Below are 25,500 nucleotides of genomic sequence, written 5' to 3' on the forward strand. Positions count from 1 at the left end.
TTTTTTGATAAGAATTAAGTATTTGAATAAAAAAACGGGAGCCATTGGCTCCCGTTTCTTAACTTACTTTAGCTCGCGATTGTAGCTTCTTAAAACTATAGCTTCTTAGAGATAAGCGCAGAGCCAGCAATAATACCAATACCTAGTAGCATGATTGCACCTTTACCGCTGTCGAAGCCAGAAGAGATACCCATGAATGCAACGATTGCGATAGCTACTGGGATGATGTACTTAACTAGCGTGTACCATAGACCGAATAGTGGGAAAGATACTTCACCATCGTTAGTGATTTCTTTCTCTAGGTCAGCACGGTTTAGTCTCCAACCAGCGAAGATACATACCAACATACCGCCAACCGCTAGGAAAATCTTATCCGTTAGTAGGTCGAAAATGTCGAACGCGCCAGTATCAAACAGTGTTGGACCGAAGCCGCCAAGTGATAGAGAAGCGAAGATACATAGAATCGCCATTACAACACTTGCAGACAGTACCGCTGTTACACGCTTCATGCCTTTCTCATCGATTAGGTAAGAAACCACAACTTCAAGTAGAGATACTGAAGATGTTAGTGCCGCAACACTCAAACCAACGAAGAACATAAGAGCAAATAGAAGACCAACTACGCCGCCCATTTCAGCGAATAGCTGAGGAACAACAACGAATACTAAACCAGGGCCCGCTGCAGGTTCCATACCGAACGCAAACATTGCAGGGAACATTGCAACACCAGCTAGAATAGCAACACCAGTATCCATTGCGGTTACCATTGCTGTTGTCTGAACTAGGTTCTCTTTCTTCTTAAGGTAAGAACCGTATGTCATCATACAACCCATACCAAGACTTAGAGAGAAGAATGCTTGACCTAGAGCGGCTAGGATTACATTGCTGTCTACTTTAGAGAAGTCAGGACTGAATAGGAACTCAAGACCAGCCATCGCGCCCGGAAGCATAATGCCTTTGATTGATACTACAATAAGGATAATGAAAAGAAGCGGCATCAGGATCTTACCTGCTTTCTCAATACCACCAGAGATACCTTTCATAACGATAACAACGTTAAGTAGTAGGTATAAGCCCATCCACATTAGTGGTTGAACTGGGTTTGAGATAAAGCCACCAAAGCTATCACCAATTGCTTCTGGTGCGTCTAGAAGACCACCTGCAATTTTACCGATGTATGCGATTGACCAACCGCCTACTACTGGGTAGAAACCCATGATAAGTAGACCACTGAATACGCCGATAACGCCAGCGAACGTCCAACGACGGTCAGTTGTTTTAAATGCACCTACTGCTGATTTTTGCGTATGACGGCCAATCGCAAATTCAGTCAGCATGACACTGAAACCAATAAAAATTACAAAAAACAGGTAAATGGCAACGAATGCACCACCGCCACTTTCACCTGCTGTGTATGGGAATTTCCAAATGTTACCTAAGCCAACAGCAGAACCTGCTGCAGCCATTACGAATCCTAACTTCGAACCCCAGGTATCGCGGGGTGTTGTGGTTGTATTACTAGTAGCCACGTGTACTCCAAACTTTTGTGTTATGTGATGTTGTGTTTTGCTTTGGGTGGCGTCTTTAAAAGGAAGGTGTATAAATAAATTTACACACCTAAAAGATTTGATTGACGCTCGTTGTCTAGCAAGTAAACCAGTTTAAGAATAAAATTGGAAGAGCATACCGTACAAATTTCGTTAAAGATGTAAATTTTTATGGTTAAATGCCGACTTTTCATACAAAACAATCGTTTTCTTCTTAAGTTGACCAAAACTTAACAACTTTAACCTATTTACATCTTTTGCTCTATTTTGTAAATAGTTGAATCCTTAAATTCCCATATCCGTTAAATAGCATTACTATCTAAGTGTCTCTTTTTTCGAGTATTCAATGTGGATAAGCTTTATCATTTTTTAACTTTGGCCTCTGTTGTTTTGTACTGGGTTCTCGTAGCCGGTGTGACGTTTCGTGTTGTACTAAAACGACGCTCTGTCAGCGTTTCTCTTGCTTGGCTAATGGTTATCTACATTATCCCGATTGTTGGTGTAGCTTGTTACTTCCTTTTTGGTGAGCTAAACCTAGGCAGAAAAAGGGCTGAACGCGCTCATCGTATGTTTACCCCTTTCGGCGACTGGTTCCGTCAATTGAATGATTGCCAACTTCACCAACCAGGGAAAGTCGGCTCCCCTATCCATAAGATTGACGAGCTTTGTAACAATCGAATGGGCATCCCTGCACTCAGTGGAAACACTCTATCGCTGCAATCTTCACCAAACGAGATCCTACACGCAATTATCGAAGATATAGAAAATGCACAAACCAGTATCAAGATGGTTTTCTATATTTGGCATCCAGGTGGCCTGACCGATTCGGTTGCCTCTGCGCTGATTCGCGCTGCAAAACGTGGCGTAGATGTTAAAGTTTTGCTCGATTCAGCCGGTAGCCCTCGCTTTTTCAAAAGCCACTGGCAGTCAATGATGAAGGACGCAAGCGTTCAAGTCGTACAAGCACTAGAAGTGAGCCCATGGCGTATTTTCTTACGTCGCCTAGATTTAAGACAACACCGCAAAATCATTGTGATTGACGAGACTATCGCCTATACGGGTTCAATGAACATGGTCGATCCTGCTCACTTCAAACAAAGTTCCGGCGTTGGTCGTTGGATTGATGTAATGGTCAGAGTGACTGGGCCAACCGTTAATGTGTTATCCGCTATTCATGGCTGGGATTGGGAAGTTGAGACTGGTGAACGCATTCTCCCTGATATACCTGAATGCCCAGTTGAAGAAATCATGACACATCATCCGGTTCAAGTAGTGCCGTCTGGCCCTGGCATGCCGGAATATTTGATCTTACAAGTACTGACCATCGCCATCAATCAAGCGAATCATTCTGTACGTATTACTACACCTTATTTTGTGCCAAGTGCTGACTTACTCGAAACACTTAAGATGACAGCTCAACGCGGCGTAACTGTAGAACTGATCATTCCACACAATAACGATTCACTAATGGTTAAATGGGCTTCTCGTGCGTTTTATACCGAGTTGCTTGAAGCTGGCGTGAAGATCTATGAATTTTACGGTGGCCTTCTTCATACCAAATCGGTAGTGATCGATGAAGAGTTTTGCTTGATCGGAACCGTCAATATCGACATGCGCAGTTTGTGGCTCAACTTTGAAGTGACTCTGGCTGTGGATGATGTGCATTTCACGCAAAAACTGTCTGAGCTGCAGAAATCTTATATCGCTTCATCCCACTCTGTAGAGTTAGAACAGTGGGAGCAAAGAAACCTTAGTAATCGCTTCTTTGAGAGGCTGTTCTACTTGTTCAACCCACTCCTATAATTCCAGCAATGAGTCGATTATGGCTCGTTGTTTCCCCATCGATCATTTTTAACCTTTCACTGTTAACTGAGTGAAAGGTTAAAAATCGTAAGAAAAGCGCAAAAATCCCCGCTCCGCTCTTGCTTTGAACACTCTTGGCATGTTTTAAATAGGACATAACCGATTGATAAGGAATTCACAGCATGTCCGAGAACAAAACCACTAAACTTATCACTGCCGGTCGTGATAAGAAGTGGACCAATGGTGTTGTTAACCCACCAGTACAACGCGCTTCAACTGTCGTATTTAACTCAGTAGAAGAGAAGCGTAAAGCTACGATTAACCGCGCTAACAAGACCCTTTTTTACGGACGTCGTGGAACCAACACTCATTTTGCCTTCCAAGATGCGATGGTTGAAGTAGAAGGCGGCGCGGGTTGTGCACTGTACCCGTGTGGTACAGCAGCAATTTCGAATGCCATTCTCTCTTTTGTAGAAACAGGTGATCATATTTTAATGGTTGACACCTGCTACGAACCTACTCGTGATTTCTGTGACACCATCATGAAAAAGATGGGGGTAGAGACAACTTACTACGAGCCAACGATTGGTGAAGGTATCCAAGACCTTATCAAGCCAAACACTAAGGTGCTGTTTACTGAGTCTCCAGGCTCTGTCACCATGGAAGTGCAGGATATTCCAACACTAGCGCGTATCGCTCATGAACATGACATCATCGTTATGCTAGACAATACTTGGGCGGCTGGCGTGAACTTCTCACCGTTTGATTTTGGTGTTGATATCTCGATTCAAGCAGCGACCAAATACATCGTGGGTCACTCTGATGTGATGCTAGGTACGGCAGTCGCCAATGAGAAATGCTGGGATCAACTAAGAGAGCAAAGTTACTTGATGGGGCAATGTGTCTCACCTGATGATGCTTATTTAGGGCTTCGCGGCATTCGTACTCTTGATGTGCGTCTACGGCAACACGCAGAAAGCAGCTTGAAGGTCGCAAAATGGTTAGAGACTCGTCCTGAAGTTAACCACGTTCGTCACCCTGCTCTTGAGTCTTGCCCAGGCCATGAATTCTTCAAACGAGATTTTACTGGCGGTAATGGCTTGTTCTCTTTTGTACTCAACAACTCTAATATCAAAGCGACGACAGCGTTACTTGATGGAATGACACATTTTAGTATGGGTTACTCTTGGGGTGGATTTGAAAGTTTGATTCTAGCTAACGAACCAAGCAGTTTTGACAGCTTGAGAACTGTTGCCAATCCTAATTTCGAAGGTACCTTGATACGTGTTCATATTGGGTTAGAAGATGTTGATGACCTGATTGCTGATCTAGAGGCGGGATTAGAACGTTATAGCGCTCTGATTTAATCTGAGACGATAGGTCTAATATGCAAAAAAGGCAGGATATTCCTGCCTTTTTCTGTTTAAAGCATAACTCAAAATACTCATATTCAGATACTTCAGCTCATAATACAAACCGCTCATAGTCCAGAAGCTTTCAAAGCCAATATTGAACCTTAAAGCACATCTACTTAAAGATCTCAGAGCGATGAAAAAATGGCTATGAATTTTTCAATTTCTAAGTGATTGTTCCGCTGAAATAAATAACACTTTATTTGTGTGGGCAACCGACTAAATGATCATTGACCATACCTGTTGCTTGCATAAATGCGTAACAGATTGTTTCTCCTACAAACTTAAAGCCTCTCTTCTTCAAAAACTTACTCATCGCTTTAGATTGCTCGGTAGAAGCGGGAACTTGAGACATCTCAGTCCATTGATTCACGATCACTTCATTATCAACAAATTGCCATAAGGCATTAGAAAGAGAGCCGAACTCTTTCTGTAATTCAAGCGTTGCTCGTGCATTGTTGTATACCGAAGCAATCTTACCCCTGTGTTTAACCACATCGAAGTTTTCAATGATGTGCGGCACGTTGTCTTCATTCAGCTCAGCTAGCTTGTTTAGATCGTAATTATCGAACGCGGCACGATAGCCTTCACGCTTTTTAAGGATCGTAATCCAACTCAGACCTGCTTGAGCACCTTCTAAAGTAATGAACTCAAACAGAACTTGGTCATCATAAACAGGCACGCCCCACTCTGCATCGTGGTACTCCCTTTCAAGCTCATGTTTAAGCGCCCATGCACACGTTCTATCCACTGTATTAGCTTCCATTTCGATGGTCTCTTTTAGTAATCATACATAAAAATAATGCCCCAATTAGGGGCATTATTTCAAAGGTCAGTTGACGTTAAGCCACTTCAATTTTATGGAACAAACGATACAGCACAGGCACTACGATTAGCGTGAGTACAGTCGCAAAGCCTAAACCAAACATGATGGTTACTGCCATTGGTTTGAAGAAGATATCCGGTAGTAGAGGGATCATACCTAGAATGGTGGTAATCGCCGCCATACATACCGGGCGAACACGACTCAGAGCCGCATCAACAACCGCTACATACGGATCTTTACCAGATTTCATCTCAATCTCAATTTGATCAAGTAGTACGATACCGTTCTTCAGAAGCATCCCAGATAGACTCAAGAAGCCCAACAGCGCCATAAAGCCGAATGGTGTATTCAAGGCTAGCAAGCCTGTCGTCACCCCTATCAACGCCAATGGAACCGTTAACCAAACGATCAGAGGCTCTTTCACCGAGTTAAACAAGAACACAGTGATTAAGAACATGAACAAGTAACCCAGAGGCATGGTTGTGAACAGTGACGCCTGTGCATCTGCTGACGACTCATATTCACCCCCCCATTCCAATGAGTAACCCGGAGGCATCTCAATCGCTTCAATCTGTGGTTGTAAGCGTTTCTGTAGAGTTGAGGCCGTCTCTTCACCCAATAGATCAGGATCCGCCATTACCGTTAGCATACGCTTACGGTTCTTACGGATGATCAGTGGATCTTCCCATTCTAGCTCGTAACCTAACGTTACTTGTTGAAGCGGGATGTACTCACTTAATGCTGGGCTCCAGATCTTCATGCCTTCGATGTTACGAATATCGACACGCTCGTCTTCAGGCAAACGAGCCACAATCGGCATTAACGTTGTACCATCACGATACACACCAATCGACTTACCAGAGAAAGACATTGCTAGGAAATCATCAACGTCAGATTTAGTAATACCATAACGACGCGCTTGGCTTTCATTGAACTGAGGCTCTAATACCTTAGTTCTTTCACGCCAATCGTGACGAACGTTAAATGCGCCTTCATCAGCACGCATGATGTCCATCACTTGTGCAGCGATTGAACGTAAAACCGTTGGATCAGAACCCACTATTCGCGCTTCAATTTTCGCACCGCCACCAGGACCTAATTCGATCTGTTTAAGCTTGTAGTCAATCTCTGGGAACTGACCATTTACATGTTCACGGAAGCGTTTCATTAGCCCTTCAAGTACTACATAACTTTTCACACGAACCGTTATCTCGCCGTAAGCGCTATAACTTTTCTCTGGCGCATAAGTCAGCATGAAACGTTGCAGGCCTTTACCCGCGGTTGTCGTGATATGTTCAACTTCGTCCTGCCCAGCTAGCCAACTCTCAAGCACTTTAAGCTTGGTATTGGTCGCTCGAATATCGGTACCTTCTGGCATCCACACATCCACTTGGAACATAGGTGTGGTTGAAGACGGGAAGAAGGCTTGCTTAACGAAACCAAAACCGTACACACTCGCGCCTAAACCAATAATCAGAACAAACATGGTTAACCAAGCACGCTTCATACAGAACTCAAGGAAGTTTTTGTAGATAACAAAAACCATCCCGTTGTATGGGTCCTTACCTTCGTTATCTGGATCGACCTTCTGACCTTTAAAGAACATGTCGGCAAAGAACGGCGTGAGCGAGATGGCAGTAAACCAACTCAGCATCAAGGAGATCAGTAGCACCGTGAACAAGGTGCCACAGTATTCGCCTGTTGAGTCTTCAGATAAACCAATTGGAGCAAACGCAGTCACCGCAATAACCGTCGCACCAAGCAGCGGCCATTTGGTTTGGGTTACGATATCGGTGGCGGCCTGCATCCGGGTTCGCCCCTTCTGCGTGCCGATCAATATCCCTTCCACCACCACAATGGCATTATCCACCAGCATCCCCAAGGCGATAACCAACGCGCCCAGTGAAATACGTTGTAGGTCGATCTTGAAGTACTGCATGAAAATGAATGTACCGAATACGGTCAATAGCAGTATCAAACCAATCAATAGGCCCGATCTTAGTCCCATGAAGAACAGTAACACCACGATTACGATCGCAACCGCCTGCCCTAAACTCACCACAAATCCGCTTACCGACTTGTTCACCTCTTTAGGTTGGTTATAAACCTCGGAGATGTCGATACCGACGGGTTGTTGATATCTAAGCTCGGCGAGTCTTCGATCAAAGTCTTCACCCACTGCGACCACGTTCACGCCTTGCGCAAAAGAGACACCCAGGTTAAGCGCGAGTTCGCCGTTATAACCAATGATGTTACTCGGTACCTCAACGTAACCACGGGTTACATTCGCCACATCTTTTAGATAGATAAGCCCTTGAGCGCCACCTTCCGTAAGAATCAAATCTCCAAGCTGTTCAACGTTTTGGAACTCACCCGTTGGATGGATTCGAATATATTCATCACCAATCCTTACCGCTCCTGCACTTGATACAATATTTTGAGTCGATAAAAGGTTAAATACCGTGCTTGGAGACAGACCCAGAGAGCTTATCCGTTTCATCGATATCTCAATGAACACTTGCTCTTGTTGTTGGCCGGAAACGGAGACTTTACTGACCCCATCAACCAACTCTAGCTCTCGCCTTAGGTAATCAATGTAATCCAGCAGCTCTTTGTAGCTATAGCCATCCCCCGTCACCGCCAGCAAAATACCGTAAACGTCACCGAAATCATCGATGACTTGAGGATCATTGACGCCGGGTGGCAGTTCAACCTTGAGATCATTCACTTTTCGGCGAAGTTCATCCCATATTTGCGGAAGATCATCTGGGCCGTAGTTGTTCTTCATCGTCACCGTTACCTGTGATAGGCCGCGGCTAGAGATAGAGTTCACTTCGTCCACATAGGTAAGTTGTTGAATCGCTTTTTCTAGTGGGTAAGTAACTTCTTCTTCAACTTGTTGAGGTGTGGCCCCTGGGTAAGAGGTCACAACCATCGCATCTTTGATGGTAAAGGCAGGATCTTCTAAACGACCCAAGCCGAAAAAGGCAGAGACACCACCAATAAGAAAGATCAGAGATAGCATCCAGCTAATGACTTTGTTACGTATAAAGTAAGAAGCAACACCTGTGATCTGATCATCACCCTGTTGATCGTCATTTTGGGGCTTGTTATTTACTTCACTCATTGTTCGTCTCCTGAGACAATACTTCCACTGTCATCCCATCTCGCAATCGCGATACGCCTGCAACAACGACATGCTGCCCCATTTCTAATCCTTTCATGATCTGCAATGTTTTCTGATTGGCTTTTCCTATTACGACTTGCTGTTTTGAGACGGTACTGTCGTCATTAAGCACCCATACATAAGAGTTCTGGCGCGTTAAATCATCGCCATCCGCATTAAACACAGCTTCGATTGGGATAAGTACCCCAGCTTTTAACTCCAAGCCGATATCTCGCCCATTTGACGTCACCTCAACGGCCATACCATCCAGAATCAAATCATCTTCCGGCATAGGTAGAGCAAGCGTCACCGTGAACGTGCCCGTGCTTGGGTCAGGTTCAGTGGTAAACTCCTTAATAGCCGCCGTGTATTCATTGCCACTGGGTACTCTTACCACAGCCTCAACATTCGATAACAGCTGTTCGCTAGGCTGATTCACGTAAATCTGGTCAGGCAGTTGGATAACAACCTCAACATCCTCGACACTGTGAATGTTCACGACCTGCTGGCCTACCTGAATATTTTCATATTGATCGACACTGACACGAGAAATGATCCCATCAACAGGAGCACGAAGCTTAGTGAACGACAAGCGCAGTTTTGCGAGTTCCAGCTCGGCATAAGCGATCTGGCGTTGAGCAGCAATTTCATCAAACTGTGACTTCGCCAATAAGCCTTTCTTCACTAGCGGACTTGAACGTCTGTATTGGCTGTTAATTACCGTGTAACGCGCCTGAGCATTGTCGACATCCAGTTGATAATCGGTAGGGTCAAGCTCTGCAATGATGTCTCCTTGTGAAACACGCTCACCTTCTTTCACATCAAGCTTATTGATTTCACCAGCGACTCGAAAGCTGAGATGAGCCTTCTCGGCAGCGTTTGCAACCGCTGGGAAATAGAGTTTGTCGCTAAAGTCGATGACTGAAATCTCGATAGCTTTAACCAAGGGCGTGTTATTCACTTCTACAACTTGTTTATCTTCACAAGCCGTAAGTAAAGCCAAACACGACAGTCCAGCGGCCACTTTAAGTGTTTTCATGTTATAGCCCCCTTTCCTTGATCCACTCTCGAACTTTAACGCCCGGTTCAAGACCATTAACACCAGAAGTTACGATGCGATCACCATCGTTCAACCCTGAAACAATATGGCGCTTTTCATCGATGATGATTGCGACATTTTCAACAATACCGTCGCTATTCACGCGCCACACAGAGACATCATCGCCATCAGTCATCATTGCTGATGTGGGAATTTTTGTGGCGGCTGCTAACGCTGAAACTAAATGAACTGTGCCTGACATACCCGGCAAAATACCAACATCGGTGGGTCTTTCCATTACCATGGTGACTTTGTACGACCCGGTTTTGGGATCCGCTTCAGTATCAACTTCTTGGAATGCTAAAGCGTAGGAGCTACCAGGGAAAGCATCAAAAACCATGGTTGCATCCGTCTCAAACCCTGAAGAAAAGCGCGTGATAAGTTGGTCGGGTAATAAGAATACGACTTTGAGGATTTGATTCGTTTGAATATTCATCACGCCTTGTTTAGCCGCAATGTATTCATGGTTTTCAGCAGGAATGATGGAGATAGTACCATCGTAAGGTGCAACCAAAGTGGTATAACGTAGGTTGGCTTTTGCTTGGTTAAGCACCGCTTTAGCAGAATTATGATTAGCTTTCGCTTGGTCGAAGTCTTGCTCAGATACGACGCGATCTTTGCGCAACTTAATGGAACGTTGGTATTGAACATCGGCAAGCTTAAAGTTGGCTCTCGCTTGCTTCTCTAACAACTGATATTCGTCAGGATTAAGCGTTGCAAGCCCATCACCTTTGGTAACCTGTTGACCAGATGTGACATCGATAGTCTGAAGTAGCCCTGGAACACGAAATGCCAGTACTGCTTTGTCACCAGCTTCTGTGGTGGCTGGAAAGCTACGTTCAAAAGCATTACTACCGACGGAGACAGTGAAGAGTTTGGCGGGTCTAGAATCAGGTTCAGGTACGGGAGGAAGCTCCTTACCACACCCAGACAACCCAGCTAAGGCTGTCAATAGGACAACGGAGGCTCTATACATTAGTGATCATCCATAACTATAAATATTTTTATAACATAGATTAATTACATGTAACTTACCAGTTATCGTAAGATTTATTTAGACAAAATTATTAAAAAAAATAACGGCTTGGAATAAATTTTCCTAAACCGTTATCTAATGTTTTTCAGGTTTACCACTACATGTTCTTAAATGCGCGGTCGACTTTGAAAGTATCCGAAGTCACATAAGCTTCCATATTGCGGACACTGGTCTCTAATTTCTGGAAATCACCCTCTAAAGTGCCCAGTAACGACTCTGCGGTTTGCCCTTTTTCCCAAGGTTTTTGCTTGAGCGTGTGCTTTTGTTTGGCCTTCATCTGATCGACATACTGAGGTGGTTGTTTTTCAAGCATAAATGTCAAAGCTACATACGCTAATAACACCAAAAAGCTACCACCAAGCAGTGCCGCCGAGATAACCAAGATGCGAACCAACCACACTTCAAGGCCAAAGTAGTTCGCTAACCCTGCACACACTCCAGACAACTTACCGTTAATAGGATCGCGATACAGTTCTCTACTCATAGTTTCGTCTCCAGTTAGGTGACTCCGCATCCAGTATTTTTTCTAGCGTTTTCACTCGATCTTGCATCGATTCAGCTTGAGCAGAAAGCTTGTGCAAACGCTGAAGATCCGTTTCTGAAAGACCATTACTGGATTTCTTCTTGCTGCGGTAATGTAAGAACAACCATAGCGGTGCCACGAAGATTAAAAAGACAATCAGTGGGCCTGCAATTAGAAATGTTGACATAGACAACTCCTAAAATTATTTATCGCGGTTTTCAACTTGTTGCTTCAGTTTCGCCAGCTCTTTTTCAATTTCATCTTGAGCTTGTAGATCTGCAAATTCTTGGTCTAACGATTTTGCGTTACCTGTTTTGGCGTAAACATCTGCTTCAGCTTCTAATTCATCCACTTTACGCGAGAATTGCTCAAACTTCGCCATTGCTTCGTGGGTTTTGCTTGAATGCAGATGCTTTTGAACATCACGACGATTGCTTGCCGCATTATTACGAATCATTAATGCTTGCTGCTTCGCACGTGTTTCTGCGATTTTGGTTTCAAGCTTGCCAATCTCACTGGTCAGCTTTTCGATGGTTTCGTGAACCAAGGTTTGCTCTGTGTGAAGGCTTTTGATTATATCTTCAAGTTTTTGCTTTTCTATTAGCGCCGCTCTAGCTAAGTCTTCACGTTGTTTAGTTAGTGCTAGTGTCGCTTTATTTTGCCAATCTAGAATCTGAGTTTCGATAGCTTCAACTTTACGCGCTAACTCTTTTTTATCTGCGATAGCTTTAGCGGAGTTAGTGCGAACCTCAACCAGCGTATCTTCCATTTCTTGGATAATCAGGCGAATCATCTTTTCAGGATCTTCAGCCTTGTCTAAAAGTGCACTGATGTTCGAATTTACAATGTCTGCAAAGCGAGAAAAAATACCCATGAGGAACTCCTTAATTACAATGATGGCAAATGTGCTTTAAAGCGTTATTCGATTTCTCAATCCACTTGCTCAAAAATTTACGTTTGTTGTTAAACCTACCATAAGTAATCCAAGTAACGTGCCAACTTTTAAGCCATTTATTATCAGATACTTACAATAAAATGGTGATTAACCCGAACCATGCTATGATGAATTTAGCCAAGTATTGGTATTTTTCACCACTACGACTCTTATACTTAAGCTATTTACATGATGTGATTTAAATAAAGCCCTCTAAATCACATCCATCGGCGCTCAAATCACACAAGGACCCGCTATGCAGCAGAACCTCATTGGTGAATCACCCAGTTTTCTCTCCGTTTTAGATAAAGTGTCCCAACTCGCACCAATCGAAAGACCGATTCTGATCATTGGAGAGCGTGGTACGGGTAAAGAGTTGATCGCACAAAGACTGCATTACCTTTCAAGACGTTGGGATCAACCTTTGATCTCATTGAACTGCTCAACCCTCAGTGAAGGTTTGATTGATTCTGAGTTGTTTGGTCATGAATCGGGGTCCTTTACGGGTTCGAAAGGTCGTCATCAGGGTCGATTTGAAAGAGCGGAAGGTGGAACACTGTTTCTTGATGAGCTCGCGACCACGCCCCTAGCCGTTCAAGAGAAGCTATTGCGCGTTATTGAATACGGGCAGTATGAACGTGTCGGCGGACAAAAAGCTTTAAGTGCCAACGTCAGACTGGTGTGTGCGACCAACGCTGACTTGCCAGACATGGCATTAAGGGGCGAATTCAGAGCCGACTTATTGGACAGGCTCGCGTTTGACGTGATTACTATACCCCCTCTTCGAGAGCGAAAAGAAGACATCACGCTGCTGGCAGAATACTACGCCATTAAGATGTGCCGTGAATTAGAATTGGAGTTGTTTGTTGGCTTTGCTCCGTCTGCCGTTGAGGCGCTGCTGGATTATTCATGGCCGGGGAATGTGCGAGAACTCAAGAACGTTATTGAGCGCGCAGTCTACCAGCACGGTAAAGACCCATATCCTATTGAATCTTTGGTGTTTAACCCATTCAAACCCGCATGGAAAATAGATCAAGATTCCACGCATGAAATTGGCAATGCGCCGTCCAACAGCCATACTTCATCAGAGAGCTTGTTTTCTTTGCCGCTTGATTACAAAGCATGGCAAGAACAACAAGACATCAAGCTGCTCAATCAAGCCCTAAAGCAGAGCAAGTACAACCAGAAACAAGCAGCAGAATTACTTGGATTAACCTACAACCAATTACGTGGAATGGTGAGGAAGTACGCGATTGTCGGACAAGCTAACGATAAATAGCTGTCCACGCTTGATTATTATTTGGAGCCGAATAAATAAAATGTTAAATTGTCCGGATCTTGAGGCTCCTCTAACGCCTCGTTTCGAAAAGTATTTCTTTTTATGAAAGCACTAATAAGACTATCACTGAGCATCTGTACGCTGAGCTTTCTCGCTGGATGTGGTGAGAGTGTGAATCACGAGCAAATCCGTGAAAAAGGCTTCATTTATTGCGGCCAAGGTAATCCTAGTACCTTCAACCCACAGCTGGTTGATAGTGGCATTACCGCAGAATCGCTGAGTCCTCAAATTTTCGATACACTGCTCACTCTTGATCCGATGACGTACCGACCAAAACAGAACTTGGCGACAAGTTGGTCTGTTGATAAATCAGGTACAGAGTACACGTTCAAACTGCGCCCAAATGTTGCGTTCCAAACCACAGACTGGTTCACCCCAACTCGTAGCATGAATGCACAAGATGTGGTGTTTAGCTTTGAACGTGTCATTGATAGTTCAAACCCATTTCATTATGTGGGTGGCGGCCTATACCCAAGGTTTGCCGGAATCGACTTCAAAAACCTGATCGTCGATATCACCGCAGTTGATGACCTAACGGTGAAATTCCAATTAAGTCGCCCAGACAATTCGTTTCTCAACAATATCGCCACCAGCTATGCAGTCATTCACTCTAAGGAGTATGCCAATCAGCTCATTGCAGCGGATGAGAAAAATCGAATCGATTCCAATCCAGTCGGCACTGGCCCTTTCTACTTAGATGAATACCAAGTCAACGACCTAGTGCGCTTGAAAAAGAACAAGCACTACTGGAAAGGTGAAGTACAAATGGACCAAGTTGTGTTCGATACTTCGCAACGTGGAACAGGCACACTTGCCAAGCTTCTGCGTAGTGAGTGTGACGTGCTCAACTCACCAATTTCTAGCCAAATCCCTATTATTCAGGCTCATGAAGAGTTGAAGATTTCTGCTACTCCGGCGGTTAATGTCTCTTTCATCGCGCTGAATACTGAGCACCCTGCACTGCGTGACTCTCGAGTTCGTAAAGCGCTCAACTTAGCCATCAATCGTCAGAACATTCTTGATTCTGTGTATTACGGTACAGGAACCAAAGCCTACACCTTGCTTCCTCCGACTTCTTGGGCTCACCAAAAAGACAGCGTTCAAGTTCGCTACGACCGAAACTATGCGGTTGCGCTTCTCAAAGAAGCTGGCGTTGAACCTGGGTTAGAGCTTTCAATGTGGGTACCACTAGAGCCACGCGCATACAATCCAAGTCCAAGAAAAACGGCAGAACTTATCCAAGCAAACTTAGCCGATATTGGTATTGAATTGAAACTCTATACCGACGACCGATTTGACCGCACACAGTTGTCCTCTATTTCCTCAACAGACTTGTTGCTTACAGGCTGGATAGGCAATACCGGTGACCCGGACAACTTCTTACGTCCGCTGCTCTCATGCAGCTCTGAGCGTGCAGGGTTAAACGTCTCGATGTGGTGTAATTCAGACTTTGATTTCCTTCTCGACTTAGCATTAGAGATCAATCAACAAAGGCACCGTGTGAACTTGTACCGACAAGCCCAAAACATTCTCAATGAAGAAGTTCCTGTGATTCCTTTAGCTCATGGCGTGCAATTTCGCGTGCACGATCGTTCGCTAACAGGCTTTAAAGCAAGTCCTTTCAATGCCCAACCTTTTGATCAAGTCAGAAGAGAGGTGCAGTAATGTTTTGGTATACATTAAGACGTGTAAACTTATTCGTTATTACGCTAGGAATTCTGACCTTGGTAGGTTTTTCCCTGCTTCGATTAGACCAAACCTCACCTTGGGCAATTCAAGATTTTTGGCCCGGTTGGATTAGCTATATCACTGAATTATCGACGCTAAACTTTGGCCTAAGCAAACACGGTGTGCCTATCATCGATGAGTTGGTCCTGGTGTTCCCTGCAACGCTAGAGCTGTGCTTCTTTGCCTTTGTGTTGGCACTCATCATCGGTATCCCTTTCGGCACCATTGCTGGTATGAGACAAGGTAAATTTGTTGATACCACCATATCGTTCACCTCAATGGCCGGTTACTCTGCGCCTATATTTTGGGTCGCGTTGCTGATGATCATGGTGTTTTCACTGCACTTTGAAATGTTCCCAGTTGGTGGCCGATACGACCTACTTTACGAGATTGAACACGTGACTGGATTCGCGATGATTGACGCCTTTTTTGCCGAGGGTCGCTACCGTGCGCACGCACTACAAAGTGTTATCGAGCACATGGCGTTGCCTTGTCTTGTTTTAGCACTGGCGCCAACGACTCAGGTCATCCGATTGATGAGAGCGTCAGTGGCTGAAGTAATGACGCAAAACTACATCCGCGCTGCGCGAATTAAAGGTCTTTCCACTAGAGAGATCATCACGCAGCACGTGCTAAGAAACGCGATACCTCCGATTATTCCTAAGGTCGGTGTTCAGCTATCGAGTATGTTAACGCTTGCTATTGTTACCGAGTCTATCTTTAACTGGCCGGGCATTGGCCGCTGGTTATTGGATGCCTTATCGAATCAAGATTACGTTTCAATTCAAGCTGGTGTAATTGTGGTGGCTACCTTAGTTTTGACCGCTAATATTCTGTCCGATCTACTGGGCGCGATGATCAATCCACTGGTAAGGAAGGAATGGTATGCTAACAAATAACGTCTACCAAGAAGAACAGATTCCAACCCAGTTCGAACGTTTCTGGCGCAGCTTCCGCAGCAATAATCTAGCTATGTTTGGCTTGTGGTGTTTGGTGCTTATCATTCTGGTCACCGTCACTTCACCGTGGCTAGCCCCGCATGATGCACAAGAACAAACCGGTCACCTATTAACGCCGCCCTCTTGGGATCCTGCGGGAACGGTAGAATACTTTTTGGGTACGGATGACTTAGGCAGAGATATTCTCTCTCGCCTAATAATTGGCTCTCAGTTAACCTTCGGCGCCGCGGTGGTGATTACCTTTATCGCAGCCGTCATTGGTTGTCTGATTGGCGTACTTGCTGGTATGACGCGCGGTTTACTATCAAGCACGCTAAACCACCTGCTTGATACTGTTATGTCGATTCCATCTCTTCTGCTGGCGATTATCTTCGTGGCATTCCTTGGCTTTGGGGAGTTTAATATCTTACTCTCCTTGTGCTTAGCACTGATCCCGCGCTTTATACGCTCGGTGTACATTGCCGTGCATGCTGAAGTAGAAAAAGACTATATTCTGGCTTCTCGCCTTGATGGTGCGAACGATTTTTACCTGCTATGGAACTCAATCCTTCCGAACATCCTTACCGTGATCGCTCTTGAAGTTACGCTGGCACTGTCAGTCGCAATTCTTGATATCACGGCTTTAGGTTTCCTAGGGCTTGGCGCTCAAGCACCGAGTACCGAATGGGGCTCCATCTTGGGTGATTCGGTCGAGTTGATTTACCTTGCGCCATGGACAGTTACCCTACCCGGCTTAGCTATTATGTTTACAGTTATCGTGATTAACCTCGTCGGTGAAGGTGTTCGCCAAGCGCTAAATGCAGGAATCGAATAATGCCGTTACTTGATATTCGACATCTAACCATCGAGATTGAGACCCCTCAAGGGATGGTTAAAGCCGTAGATCGAATGAGTATTACCCTCAATGAAGGGGAAATTCGTGGCTTAGTAGGTGAATCAGGCTCAGGTAAGAGTTTGGTTGCAAAAGCGATCGTCGGAGTATGTAAAGAAAACTGGAAGGTTTCTGCAGACCGAATGCGCTTAGGTAATATCGACCTACTGCAACTGACGCCGAAAGAAAGACGCCGAGTGATCGCCCGCGATATCGCAATGATCTTCCAAGAGCCATCAACGTGTCTTGACCCTTCTGAAAAAGTAGGTAACCAGCTCGTTGAAGCGATCCCTTCCCATTCGTTTGAAGGTCGTTGGTGGCAACGATTTAAGTGGCGTAAGAAGCAAGCGATCGCATTACTACACAAAGTCGGCATCAAAGACCACTCTCGCCTAATGGACAGTTACTCTTATGAGCTGACAGATGGTGAGTGTCAAAAAGTCATGATCGCAATGGCGATCGCTGCCAAGCCAAAAGTCTTGATTGCTGACGAGCCAACCAACGATTTAGACCCAATTACACAGTCTCAAATATTGCGTCTTTTGAGTCGTATGAACCAGATCAATAACACCACCATCGTGTTGATCGGCCATGACTTAACCACCATTACCCAATGGGCGACTCGCATTACCGTGATGTACTGTGGTCAATCGGTAGAATCCGCTGATACACCGAAGCTGTTGGATGCACCAAAGCACCCGTACACCGTTGCTTTGTTAAAAGCGATGCCAGACTTTAACGACTGGATTCCCCACAAGGAGAAGCTCCAGTCTTTGCCGGGGTCAATTCCACCGCTGCAACATCTTCCTATTGGTTGTCGATTAGGGCCTCGCTGCCCATACGCACAAAGGCAGTGTGTCGAGATCCCACATACGAAACGTATCAAGAACCATAAGTTCAACTGTCACTTCCCTCTGAATATGGAGAAGAAAAAGAAATCATGAGTGCATTATTAGAAGTCAGTGATTTGTCTAAAGACTTTACGACTCGCTCTGGTCTTTTCCGTAAAAAGATTCATCAGGCGGTGAAGCCAGTTAGCTTTTCTCTTGAAGCAGGCCAGACAATTGGTTTTATCGGCCAGAATGGTTCTGGCAAATCAACATTAGCCAGAATGCTCGCAGGCATGGTGGAGCCAACCGCAGGCGAGATCCGCGTGAATGGCGAAAAGCTAGAGCACAAAGACTACTCGACTCGTTGTAAGCTGATTCGAATGATCTTCCAAGATCCGAATACGTCACTTAACCCGCGCATTCAGATCGGTCGAATTCTTGAAGGTCCATTAAAGCGAAACACCAACATGCCTCCAGAAGCTCGTATGCGTCGTGTGAAAGACACACTACTGCGCGTAGGCCTTCTACCGGAACATGCGTATTTCTACCCTCAGATGCTTGCTGCAGGCCAGAAACAAAGGGTTTGTTTGGCTCGTGCCTTAATACTTCAGCCATCCATCATTGTTGCTGATGAAGCTTTAAATGGTTTGGACATGGCAATGCGCTCGCAAATCATCAATCTGTTCTTAGAGTTACAAGAAGAGATGGGCGTATCGTTCGTTTATGTATCTCAACACCTCGGTATTGTTAAGCACATTACCGACAAGATTATTGTCATGCATGAAGGCAATGTGGTTGAGAGTGGGGAAACGGATCAAGTGTTAACCAATCCAACTCACCAAATCACCCAAAGATTGGTTGAGAGCCATTTCTCCAAAGCGCCGAACCACTAATCTCGAATCACGCTACGTTCAACAAAGGGGAAAGGTATGTTATTAAGAGCTTCAATGCTTCCCCTTTTGTTGGCGCTGTTTTCCTTTAACGCAACAAGCACACCGCTCACCTGGCTAGATAGAAGCTTCGTCGAAACTGCCTTTTATAACGTCGCACTTCAACACGAATATTCCCAAGGCAACAAACCACTCGCCAAATGGAAACAACCGATCAAGATTTGGATCGATCATCGAGTGGGCGATGAGGAACTGCATCAAGAGCTCACAGAGCTTCATATCAAACACTTATCTGAAGTCACCCAACATCCAATAACAATCGTCAGTAAAGAGTCCGAAGCGAACGTTAAATGGATATACACAAGGCAGAGCCAGTGGGTATCTGAGGCGAAATCGGTGCTCAAGCTCAAATCAACTCAACATTTAAATAGCGCCATCTGCACGGCGGGCTATAGAACCAATTCTAAAGGCGAGATTGTATACGCTGGGATTGTAATCCCAGTTGATCAGGCAAGATCGCGAGGTAAGCTGGTCGCCTGTATCGTGGAAGAGATCACACAAGTTCTAGGCCTGCCGAATGATTCAGATAAAGCCTACCCTTCTATTTTCAACGACCACACGCCAGAAGACTTATTATCGCCGTTAGACGTAGTGCTACTGCAATTGCTGTATGAACCAGAATTGAAAGCTGGAATGACAAAATCTGAAGTAAAACCTATCGTTCGAAAGATACTCAAGAGATACAGCAAAACAGGTGTGCTTCAGCAAGCTTCTAAAGCCGCACAGCAAGCGCCTTTGTATCAGTTGATTGGGTATTGACGAATATACGTTGGAAGCAGCTTAGATGGGATAATTGAATGATAGCGCTGCCTAAGAAAGGCAACGCTGACTTACGATGTTACTGTATTACGAAAGAACTAGCGCTTAGCTGCCTGCTTTTTCAATTCGAAGTCGAACTCATCCGGGAACAAGATAACGCCTTCTTCTTGCTCGTTCGGGAATACTACAACAGCAAGTTCGTCGTCTTCTAGACCGTTCGTCCAGCGACTGTGCCATTTGTTCAACGAAATAGACTCAGCTTTACACTCAGACCAATCACCCGTTGCCCATGATTCTGCGAACTCTTGGTTTGGCCATACTGGAACACAATCTTCATCTTCTGTGTTCAGCATTACACAACCGTGTTCATCGGTTAAGATCCATACTTCACGGTTTGCTACGATTTCTTTCACACAGTATTTCAGGCGTTGCTCGCCCGTGTACTTGTTGATTTCAGCGATTTTTTTATCGTCTAGCTGTGTAGTCATCTTAATTTCCTACTTTAGTCAGTAACTTTGCTCTTAAAGCTATTTTATGCCGAGTGTTGTTAACTTCAAACATTATCGATGAAGAAGAAAGTCTACTTCAAAGAAAAACGCCTGCTAAATAAGCAGGCGTTTAATATTAAGCGACTTGATTAAACAAGCTCACCTTGTAGCCAAGGCCAGCCTTGCTTCTTACGGCTTAGTGTATTTTCCATCATTAATACGCCGCCTTTCTCGTGCTTAACCAATTTCTCAGCCCACTCACCTTTGTATAGAAGACGAGTTTGAGCAGTAGTGATATCTGTTAGCATTACCGCAGCGAACGCTAGACCGTCTTTCTCACAACGCTCTTCAAGATCAGCTTCTAGCGCTTCGATCATGCCGTCTACTTGCTCAAGAGTCGCAAGTTCAACTTGACCAACAACAACATCACGACCGTTGAATGGGTAGCCTTTAAGGTCTTTTTCTACTAGCTGTGCAGCAGATAGGCCTTCGATGTTTGTTTTTGCGATTAGAAGCGCTTTGATGAATGCATCAACGTCAGTTACGCCAGCAATTTCAGCAAGCTCAGCAACCGCGTCTTTGTCTTTTTGAGTACATGTTGGAGAAGCGAAACCCACTGTGTCTGAAAGAATTGCAGACATCATTAGTTTAGCGATTTGTTGAGAGATTGCGTGACCTTCAATCTTGAACATGTTGAAAAGTACAGTGTTTGTACAACCAACAGGCCAGATCCAAGCTTCCATTGGGTTTACTGTCATCACGTCGCCTAGACGGTGGTGATCAACAATACCTACGATCTCTGCATCAGCAACATCATCTGGTGCTTGTGCTAGATCTGAGTAGTCTACTAGCCAGATTTTCTCACCAGCAACAGAAGTACGAAGCTCTGGCTTTTCAGCACCAGCGACTTCTAGAATGTGTTGAGTTTCGCGGTTGATCTCGCCTTGGCGAATTGGTGTCGCTTCCTCGCCACGAGCCTTAAGAAGCTCAGTTGCAACTAACGCACTACAAATACTGTCACTATCAGGGTTTTTGTGACCAACAACTAAAATCATGTTTCTTCCTATTACACTAACAATTATGACTCTACCTTTAGAGCCTCTCTTTATTAGCCATACTTTACCTCATTTTTTTAGATTGGTCATGTTTCGTGGGTTTAGCCAATAGTAACAATAGATAAAAAAACAACAAATGCAATTGATAATTATTATCATTCGTATATATTTATCTTAAGCCACTAATTTTGAGTAACACCTATGGATCGACTAATCTCTTTTTTGCCAAGCAGTAGTGCTGCGAAAACAACTCAGTTTTCACTGTCATTTAAGCGCCTGCTTTTGCCTGTCTCACTTGCAGCTTTGGTTGCAGCCCCAGCTACACGAGAGCTGACGGTGACTACTTTGTCAGACGCGTTTTGGGCAGTGTCTTGTTATGTTGCTTTAACCTTGGCTATTTACCACTGGTTAAGTCTGTACATAAACAAAGATAACGTCTTCAATAAGCTCGTCCATCAATCTCGTTCAAACCAAGTGGTATTCGCGGCTCTCATGGGCGCGTTGCCCGGCTGTGGCGGTGCGATAGTGGTAACCACACAATTTATCTCGGGAAAACTCGGATTTGGTGCGGTAGTTGCGGTGCTCGTCTCAACCATGGGTGACGCGGCGTTCTTGCTCATAGCGAGCGAGCCTAAGACAGGTTTAGCCATGATGGCGATGGGCGTGATCGTGGGTACTGCGTCAGGCCGAATCATTAACTTGTTTCACGCAGACGACTTCTTACGCCCAAAAAAAGCAGAGAAAAATGAAGTGGTGAGCAGCTGTGCTTCTCAATCTCAAGACAAAGAATCGGTCTCTAAAAAAGCGATAAACCTGCAAGGTTACCTGTGGTCTGTACTGATTATTCCGGGTGCTGCCGTTGCCCTACTTGGCTCTTTTCAAGTCGATGTGAACGAGCTGCTCGCTTTGCCTGAAATGTCGATGGAATGGGCGGGGACAGTTTTGCTGATCAGCTCGATGTTTCTGTGGGGGCTAACCCGTGAAATTGAGGATTACAAATCAGCCGTGAGTGAGGACGAAAAGTGTATAGGCTCTCACCCATTGCAAAAGACCGCTCAAGACACCAACTTTGTCACAGCGTGGGTTGTGGTTGCCTTTCTCTTCTTCGAATTTGGCTCTGTGCTAGCAAATGTGGATTTTGCGACGCTATTCTCAAGCTGGGGCATTATGCTCCCCCTGGCAGGGGTCCTGATGGGCTTGCTACCGGGCTGTGGACCACAATTATTGGTGACTAGCCTTTACCTTTCAGGTGCGCTTCCACTTTCTGCTCAGGTAGGTAATGCAATTTCAAATGATGGTGACGCGCTATTCCCTGCGATTGCGATGGCTCCCAAAGCGGCACTGGTCGCGACCTTATACTCTAGTGTGCCCGCACTAATCTGTGCTTATAGCTACTGGTTTATATTTGAGATCTAACTTGAGTAGAGTTAACTCCATAGGCTTCTGTAAGGTCGGTACTTTGTATCGGCCTTTTTGTTTCCGCCTGCTTAAGTCTTTCCACAGGTTCTTTTTACATTCCCTTCCTGCTTCACTGCTTCTACCACCTCTCTCAAACAGCGCGTTACAGCCTGTCTCAAAAACGCCCTCTATTAGCCCTGTATAATGCTTATTTAGAAACACCAACACTGATATCAAAAATACAAAAAGCCCCTGTAAGAGTGCTTACAGGGGCTTTAATTCAAGCTTTAATCTTGGTTCTTAAGACAAGACTTAAGAAACTTCGATTGGACCACCGAATGAAGTTACTGGAGGCAGTTTGCCTTGGAACTTCTCGAAATCAACCAAACATGTGTTTGCTGACGTTGCTTGAGCAAGTTCAGACGTACCGATATCTTGAGTCAGTGTGTTTGGATCGCCGTATGTATCTAGCGCGCCCACTTTCTCGTTGATCGGACCGTACCAAGCACCTTCTTCGATACGAACAACACCAGGAGCGTAGCTATCCATTAGAACAGCACCTGCTAGTAGTTGACCACGGTCGTTAAACACACGTACTACATCGCCATCTTTGATGCCTTTCTTCTTAGCATCTACTGGGTTGATGTAGATTGGCTCACGGCCTTGTACCGCGTAAGTCGCACGCCACTCTTCAGATTCACACATCTGAGAGTGAAGACGCTTGTCTGGGTGACAAGATTGTAGCCAGTACGGGTGCTTGTCAGAGCCTGGACCACCGTGTGAACGTTCAGATTTCTCGAACCACATTGGGTGTTCTTGACAGTGCTCGTAACCCATGTTGCCAACAGTACGGCTTGTGATTTCGATGAAACCAGAAGGCGTGCCTAGTGCGTTGATCTCTGGATCTTCACGGAATGAAGCGTGACGAGTCCATGGCTTACCTTTGCCGAAGTCTAGGAAACCTTTCTCCCAGAACTCAGCAAACTCAGGCATTTCGAAGCTACCTTCGTTTGATGCGCGACATTCGTCGTACAGAGATTTAACCCACTGCATTTCGTCCATACCACGCGTGTAATCGTCGTAACGACCCCAACGCTTAGTTAGGCTAGACATGATCTCGAAGTCAGTCTTAGACTGGAACAGAGGATCCACTAGCTTGTGCATTGCGATCAAACCACGGCCAGAGTATGCGCCATAACCATCAATATCGTTTCGTTCCCACTGAGTACATGCAGGAAGCACGATGTCAGAGTGACGACAAGTTGCAGTCCAAGCAAAATCAACAGCCACTACAGTTTGTAGGCTCTTGAATGCTTTACGCATCTTGTTGCGATCTTGGTGGTGGTGCCACGGGTTGTTACCACTAAATACCATCATCTTGATATCAGGTAGTGTTACCGTTGAACCATTCGCTTTGATCTTCTTACCAGGCTCTAGCAAGCTATCAACCCAACGAGCAACTGGGATTACGCGGCTGTAGCCGTTGTAATCTGTGTTGGTGTACTTAGGTGATTGACCTTGGTCGATGTTCAGCGGGAAAGAACCCGGAGCAGCGAAGCCAGTTGAAGATACACCGATACCAGAGTAGTGGTGACCGTAAGAGATACCACCGCCCGGTAGACCAATTTGGCCAACCATTGCTGCGATAACTGCACACATCCAGTAAGGCTGTTCACCGTGCTCTTGACGTTGGATACTCCAACCAACAAGAATCTGTGTACGACCGTTAACCAGCATCTTAGCGAAGTCACGAATAGAGTCCGCGCTTGCGCCACAGATAGCCGAAGCCCACTCTGGTGTCTTCTCAACTCTGTCTTTCGTTTCACCTTGAACGTACTTGATGAAATCTTCAAAACCTAGACAGTAAGTTTCGATGAACTTCTTGTCGTATAGGCCTTCGTTGTAAAGAACGTGAGCAACACCAAGCATGAACGCCACATCAGTTTGTGGGTTGATGTACATTTGCTCGTTTTCTAGGTAACGGCCTGTTTTGTTTTTAACAGGGTCAACAGAAACAACGTTGATCTCTTTCTTAGCAACTTTTTCTTTCAGCTGTTCTAGGTATGCGAACGACTCGTGCGTCTCACATGTCCAACCTACTTGCAGGTTTTTAACTGGATCGTTACCCCAAAGAACAATGTTGTCACTGTTTTCTAGGATAAGTTCCCAAGATGTACCTTGCGCGTAAACTTCAGTCGAACCTAGCACGTAAGGCATGATCGTTTGACCAGCACCTGTTGAGTAGTCACCGATTTTCTTCACAGAGTAACCGTGAAGTGCCATTGCACGTTGCATGTGGTTAGTACAGCTGTGGAACTGACCAGTTTGTCTCCAACCAGTTTGACCGGTGTGAAGCGCCCATGGACCGTAATCTTTCTGTACGCGCTCTAGTTCACGGTAAACAAGGTCTAGTGCCTCATCCCAAGTCACACGAATAAAGCGGTTGTTACCACGCGTATCTGCGCTGTATTTATGCTTCTTCAACCAATCTAGGCGAACCATTGGGTAACGCACACGTGATGGGCTGTAGATAATACCTTTAATACCTTTCAACATCTCAGTTGGGTGTTGATCGATTTCTAGGGGTTTAATTTCTTGTACTTTACCCGCATAAACACGAGCTCGGAATGCACCCCAGTGAGAACCAGAGACTTTCCACGCGCCGTCTGTTTCTGCAGCAGACGCTGATGCCGACGCCAATAAGCTTGGACCGATAACCGATGCCGCACTTGTAGTAGCGACACCTTTCAGAAAACTTCTTCTTGTAATTGCCATTG

At 45.1% G+C, this 25,500-nt stretch carries 21 protein-coding genes; 10 read left to right on the forward strand and 11 right to left on the reverse strand.

Going from position 1 to position 25,500, the window contains the following annotated elements; genetic code table 11:
* Nucleotides 1-95: 95 nt before the first annotated feature.
* Entirely contained in the window at nt 96-1,529 is a 1,434-nt protein-coding gene (locus AB4249_RS02460; protein WP_050546918.1) for a sodium-dependent transporter, read from the reverse strand.
* A gap of 366 nt (nt 1,530-1,895) precedes the next feature.
* On the opposite strand from AB4249_RS02460, the gene cls reads away from it, so the two are divergent.
* Both cls and AB4249_RS02470 read left to right on the forward strand, forming a co-directional pair.
* Nucleotides 1,896-3,350: a cardiolipin synthase gene (gene cls, locus AB4249_RS02465; RefSeq protein ID WP_372102272.1), complete on the forward strand. Its 1,455-nt coding sequence runs from the start codon at nt 1,896-1,898 to the stop codon at nt 3,348-3,350.
* Nucleotides 3,351-3,532: 182 nt separating this feature from the next.
* On the forward strand, nt 3,533-4,717 hold the full coding sequence (locus AB4249_RS02470; RefSeq protein ID WP_017065338.1) for a cystathionine beta-lyase: 1,185 nt from the start codon (nt 3,533-3,535) through the stop codon (nt 4,715-4,717).
* A 244-nt stretch (nt 4,718-4,961) separates the two neighbouring features.
* Here AB4249_RS02470 and AB4249_RS02475 read toward each other — a convergent pair whose 3' ends face one another.
* The 7 genes from AB4249_RS02475 to pspA all read right to left on the reverse strand — a co-directional run bounded on the left by AB4249_RS02475 (nt 4,962) and on the right by pspA (nt 12,286).
* Nucleotides 4,962-5,528 carry a DNA-3-methyladenine glycosylase I gene (locus AB4249_RS02475; protein ID WP_017065337.1) on the reverse strand — a complete coding sequence of 189 codons (567 nt, stop codon included), beginning with the start codon at nt 5,526-5,528 and terminating at the stop codon, nt 4,962-4,964.
* Between the two features lie 76 nt (nt 5,529-5,604).
* A complete protein-coding gene (locus tag AB4249_RS02480) occupies nt 5,605-8,715 on the reverse strand; it encodes an efflux RND transporter permease subunit (RefSeq protein ID WP_372102273.1) in 3,111 nt (1,036 codons plus the stop codon).
* The gene (locus tag AB4249_RS02485; RefSeq protein ID WP_029222096.1) at nt 8,708-9,793 is read right to left on the reverse strand and encodes an efflux RND transporter periplasmic adaptor subunit; all 1,086 of its coding nucleotides are present in this window, start codon (nt 9,791-9,793) and stop codon (nt 8,708-8,710) included. Before AB4249_RS02485 ends, AB4249_RS02480 begins: the two co-directional genes overlap by 8 nt.
* 1 nt (nt 9,794) lies before the next feature.
* A complete protein-coding gene (locus tag AB4249_RS02490; RefSeq protein WP_017086192.1) occupies nt 9,795-10,829 on the reverse strand; it encodes an efflux RND transporter periplasmic adaptor subunit in 1,035 nt (344 codons plus the stop codon).
* A 157-nt stretch (nt 10,830-10,986) separates the two neighbouring features.
* Nucleotides 10,987-11,373, reverse strand: a complete 387-nt coding sequence (gene pspC, locus AB4249_RS02495) for an envelope stress response membrane protein PspC (RefSeq protein ID WP_372102274.1) — start codon at nt 11,371-11,373, stop codon at nt 10,987-10,989.
* Nucleotides 11,366-11,599: an envelope stress response membrane protein PspB gene (pspB, locus tag AB4249_RS02500; RefSeq protein ID WP_004734605.1), complete on the reverse strand. Its 234-nt coding sequence runs from the start codon at nt 11,597-11,599 to the stop codon at nt 11,366-11,368. Before pspB ends, pspC begins: the two co-directional genes overlap by 8 nt.
* A 15-nt stretch (nt 11,600-11,614) precedes the next feature.
* Nucleotides 11,615-12,286 (reverse strand): phage shock protein PspA, encoded by a 672-nt coding sequence (gene pspA / locus AB4249_RS02505; RefSeq protein WP_004734604.1) that lies wholly within the window; start codon nt 12,284-12,286, stop codon nt 11,615-11,617.
* Between the two features lie 316 nt (nt 12,287-12,602).
* Between pspA and pspF the strand changes: the two genes are divergently transcribed.
* The 7 genes from pspF to AB4249_RS02540 all read left to right on the forward strand — a co-directional run bounded on the left by pspF (nt 12,603) and on the right by AB4249_RS02540 (nt 19,782).
* Entirely contained in the window at nt 12,603-13,625 is a 1,023-nt protein-coding gene (gene pspF / locus AB4249_RS02510) for a phage shock protein operon transcriptional activator (protein WP_065583878.1), read from the forward strand.
* A 102-nt stretch (nt 13,626-13,727) separates the two neighbouring features.
* Nucleotides 13,728-15,350 carry an ABC transporter substrate-binding protein SapA gene (sapA, locus tag AB4249_RS02515; RefSeq protein ID WP_372102275.1) on the forward strand — a complete coding sequence of 541 codons (1,623 nt, stop codon included), beginning with the start codon at nt 13,728-13,730 and terminating at the stop codon, nt 15,348-15,350.
* Nucleotides 15,350-16,312: an ABC transporter permease subunit gene (locus tag AB4249_RS02520; RefSeq protein WP_017060307.1), complete on the forward strand. Its 963-nt coding sequence runs from the start codon at nt 15,350-15,352 to the stop codon at nt 16,310-16,312. Before sapA ends, AB4249_RS02520 begins: the two co-directional genes overlap by 1 nt.
* Entirely contained in the window at nt 16,299-17,186 is an 888-nt protein-coding gene (locus AB4249_RS02525) for an ABC transporter permease subunit (protein WP_372102276.1), read from the forward strand. Before AB4249_RS02520 ends, AB4249_RS02525 begins: the two co-directional genes overlap by 14 nt.
* A complete protein-coding gene (locus AB4249_RS02530) occupies nt 17,186-18,187 on the forward strand; it encodes an oligopeptide/dipeptide ABC transporter ATP-binding protein (protein WP_017060305.1) in 1,002 nt (333 codons plus the stop codon). The genes AB4249_RS02525 and AB4249_RS02530 overlap by 1 nt, the downstream gene beginning before the upstream one ends.
* Nucleotides 18,184-18,966: an ATP-binding cassette domain-containing protein gene (locus tag AB4249_RS02535; RefSeq protein ID WP_017060304.1), complete on the forward strand. Its 783-nt coding sequence runs from the start codon at nt 18,184-18,186 to the stop codon at nt 18,964-18,966. Before AB4249_RS02530 ends, AB4249_RS02535 begins: the two co-directional genes overlap by 4 nt.
* A gap of 36 nt (nt 18,967-19,002) precedes the next feature.
* Nucleotides 19,003-19,782 (forward strand): DUF2927 domain-containing protein, encoded by a 780-nt coding sequence (locus AB4249_RS02540; RefSeq protein WP_029236443.1) that lies wholly within the window; start codon nt 19,003-19,005, stop codon nt 19,780-19,782.
* A 98-nt stretch (nt 19,783-19,880) separates the two neighbouring features.
* Here AB4249_RS02540 and AB4249_RS02545 read toward each other — a convergent pair whose 3' ends face one another.
* Both AB4249_RS02545 and AB4249_RS02550 read right to left on the reverse strand, forming a co-directional pair.
* Entirely contained in the window at nt 19,881-20,270 is a 390-nt protein-coding gene (locus AB4249_RS02545) for a DUF2750 domain-containing protein (RefSeq protein ID WP_004734596.1), read from the reverse strand.
* A 149-nt stretch (nt 20,271-20,419) separates the two neighbouring features.
* The gene (locus AB4249_RS02550; RefSeq protein WP_017065328.1) at nt 20,420-21,325 is read right to left on the reverse strand and encodes a manganese-dependent inorganic pyrophosphatase; all 906 of its coding nucleotides are present in this window, start codon (nt 21,323-21,325) and stop codon (nt 20,420-20,422) included.
* Between the two features lie 201 nt (nt 21,326-21,526).
* On the opposite strand from AB4249_RS02550, the gene AB4249_RS02555 reads away from it, so the two are divergent.
* Nucleotides 21,527-22,741 (forward strand): putative manganese transporter, encoded by a 1,215-nt coding sequence (locus AB4249_RS02555; RefSeq protein WP_372102277.1) that lies wholly within the window; start codon nt 21,527-21,529, stop codon nt 22,739-22,741.
* Between the two features lie 294 nt (nt 22,742-23,035).
* On the opposite strand, the gene torA is transcribed toward AB4249_RS02555, so the two are convergent.
* Entirely contained in the window at nt 23,036-25,498 is a 2,463-nt protein-coding gene (gene torA / locus AB4249_RS02560) for a trimethylamine-N-oxide reductase TorA (RefSeq protein ID WP_102320260.1), read from the reverse strand.
* Nucleotides 25,499-25,500: the final 2 nt, after the last annotated feature.

Source organism: Vibrio sp. 10N.261.55.F4 (assembly GCF_041470465.1).
In the GTDB taxonomy this organism is placed as follows: domain Bacteria; phylum Pseudomonadota; class Gammaproteobacteria; order Enterobacterales; family Vibrionaceae; genus Vibrio; species Vibrio crassostreae_C.

What these genes read in the sequence shown, in the direction of transcription:
- AB4249_RS02470 (WP_017065338.1), top strand. Translation starts at nt 3,533, where the DNA reads ATGTCCGAGAACAAAACCACTAAACTTATCACTGCCGGTCGTGATAAG.
- AB4249_RS02475 (WP_017065337.1), bottom strand. Translation starts at nt 5,528, where the DNA reads ATGGAAGCTAATACAGTGGATAGAACGTGTGCATGGGCGCTTAAACAT.
- AB4249_RS02480 (WP_372102273.1), bottom strand. Translation starts at nt 8,715, where the DNA reads ATGAGTGAAGTAAATAACAAGCCCCAAAATGACGATCAACAGGGTGAT.
- AB4249_RS02485 (WP_029222096.1), bottom strand. Translation starts at nt 9,793, where the DNA reads ATGAAAACACTTAAAGTGGCCGCTGGACTGTCGTGTTTGGCTTTACTT.
- AB4249_RS02490 (WP_017086192.1), bottom strand. Translation starts at nt 10,829, where the DNA reads ATGTATAGAGCCTCCGTTGTCCTATTGACAGCCTTAGCTGGGTTGTCT.
- pspC (WP_372102274.1), bottom strand. Translation starts at nt 11,373, where the DNA reads ATGAGTAGAGAACTGTATCGCGATCCTATTAACGGTAAGTTGTCTGGA.
- pspB (WP_004734605.1), bottom strand. Translation starts at nt 11,599, where the DNA reads ATGTCAACATTTCTAATTGCAGGCCCACTGATTGTCTTTTTAATCTTC.
- pspA (WP_004734604.1), bottom strand. Translation starts at nt 12,286, where the DNA reads ATGGGTATTTTTTCTCGCTTTGCAGACATTGTAAATTCGAACATCAGT.
- pspF (WP_065583878.1), top strand. Translation starts at nt 12,603, where the DNA reads ATGCAGCAGAACCTCATTGGTGAATCACCCAGTTTTCTCTCCGTTTTA.
- sapA (WP_372102275.1), top strand. Translation starts at nt 13,728, where the DNA reads ATGAAAGCACTAATAAGACTATCACTGAGCATCTGTACGCTGAGCTTT.
- AB4249_RS02520 (WP_017060307.1), top strand. Translation starts at nt 15,350, where the DNA reads ATGTTTTGGTATACATTAAGACGTGTAAACTTATTCGTTATTACGCTA.
- AB4249_RS02525 (WP_372102276.1), top strand. Translation starts at nt 16,299, where the DNA reads ATGCTAACAAATAACGTCTACCAAGAAGAACAGATTCCAACCCAGTTC.
- AB4249_RS02530 (WP_017060305.1), top strand. Translation starts at nt 17,186, where the DNA reads ATGCCGTTACTTGATATTCGACATCTAACCATCGAGATTGAGACCCCT.
- AB4249_RS02535 (WP_017060304.1), top strand. Translation starts at nt 18,184, where the DNA reads ATGAGTGCATTATTAGAAGTCAGTGATTTGTCTAAAGACTTTACGACT.
- AB4249_RS02540 (WP_029236443.1), top strand. Translation starts at nt 19,003, where the DNA reads ATGTTATTAAGAGCTTCAATGCTTCCCCTTTTGTTGGCGCTGTTTTCC.
- AB4249_RS02545 (WP_004734596.1), bottom strand. Translation starts at nt 20,270, where the DNA reads ATGACTACACAGCTAGACGATAAAAAAATCGCTGAAATCAACAAGTAC.
- AB4249_RS02550 (WP_017065328.1), bottom strand. Translation starts at nt 21,325, where the DNA reads ATGATTTTAGTTGTTGGTCACAAAAACCCTGATAGTGACAGTATTTGT.
- AB4249_RS02555 (WP_372102277.1), top strand. Translation starts at nt 21,527, where the DNA reads ATGGATCGACTAATCTCTTTTTTGCCAAGCAGTAGTGCTGCGAAAACA.
- torA (WP_102320260.1), bottom strand. Translation starts at nt 25,498, where the DNA reads ATGGCAATTACAAGAAGAAGTTTTCTGAAAGGTGTCGCTACTACAAGT.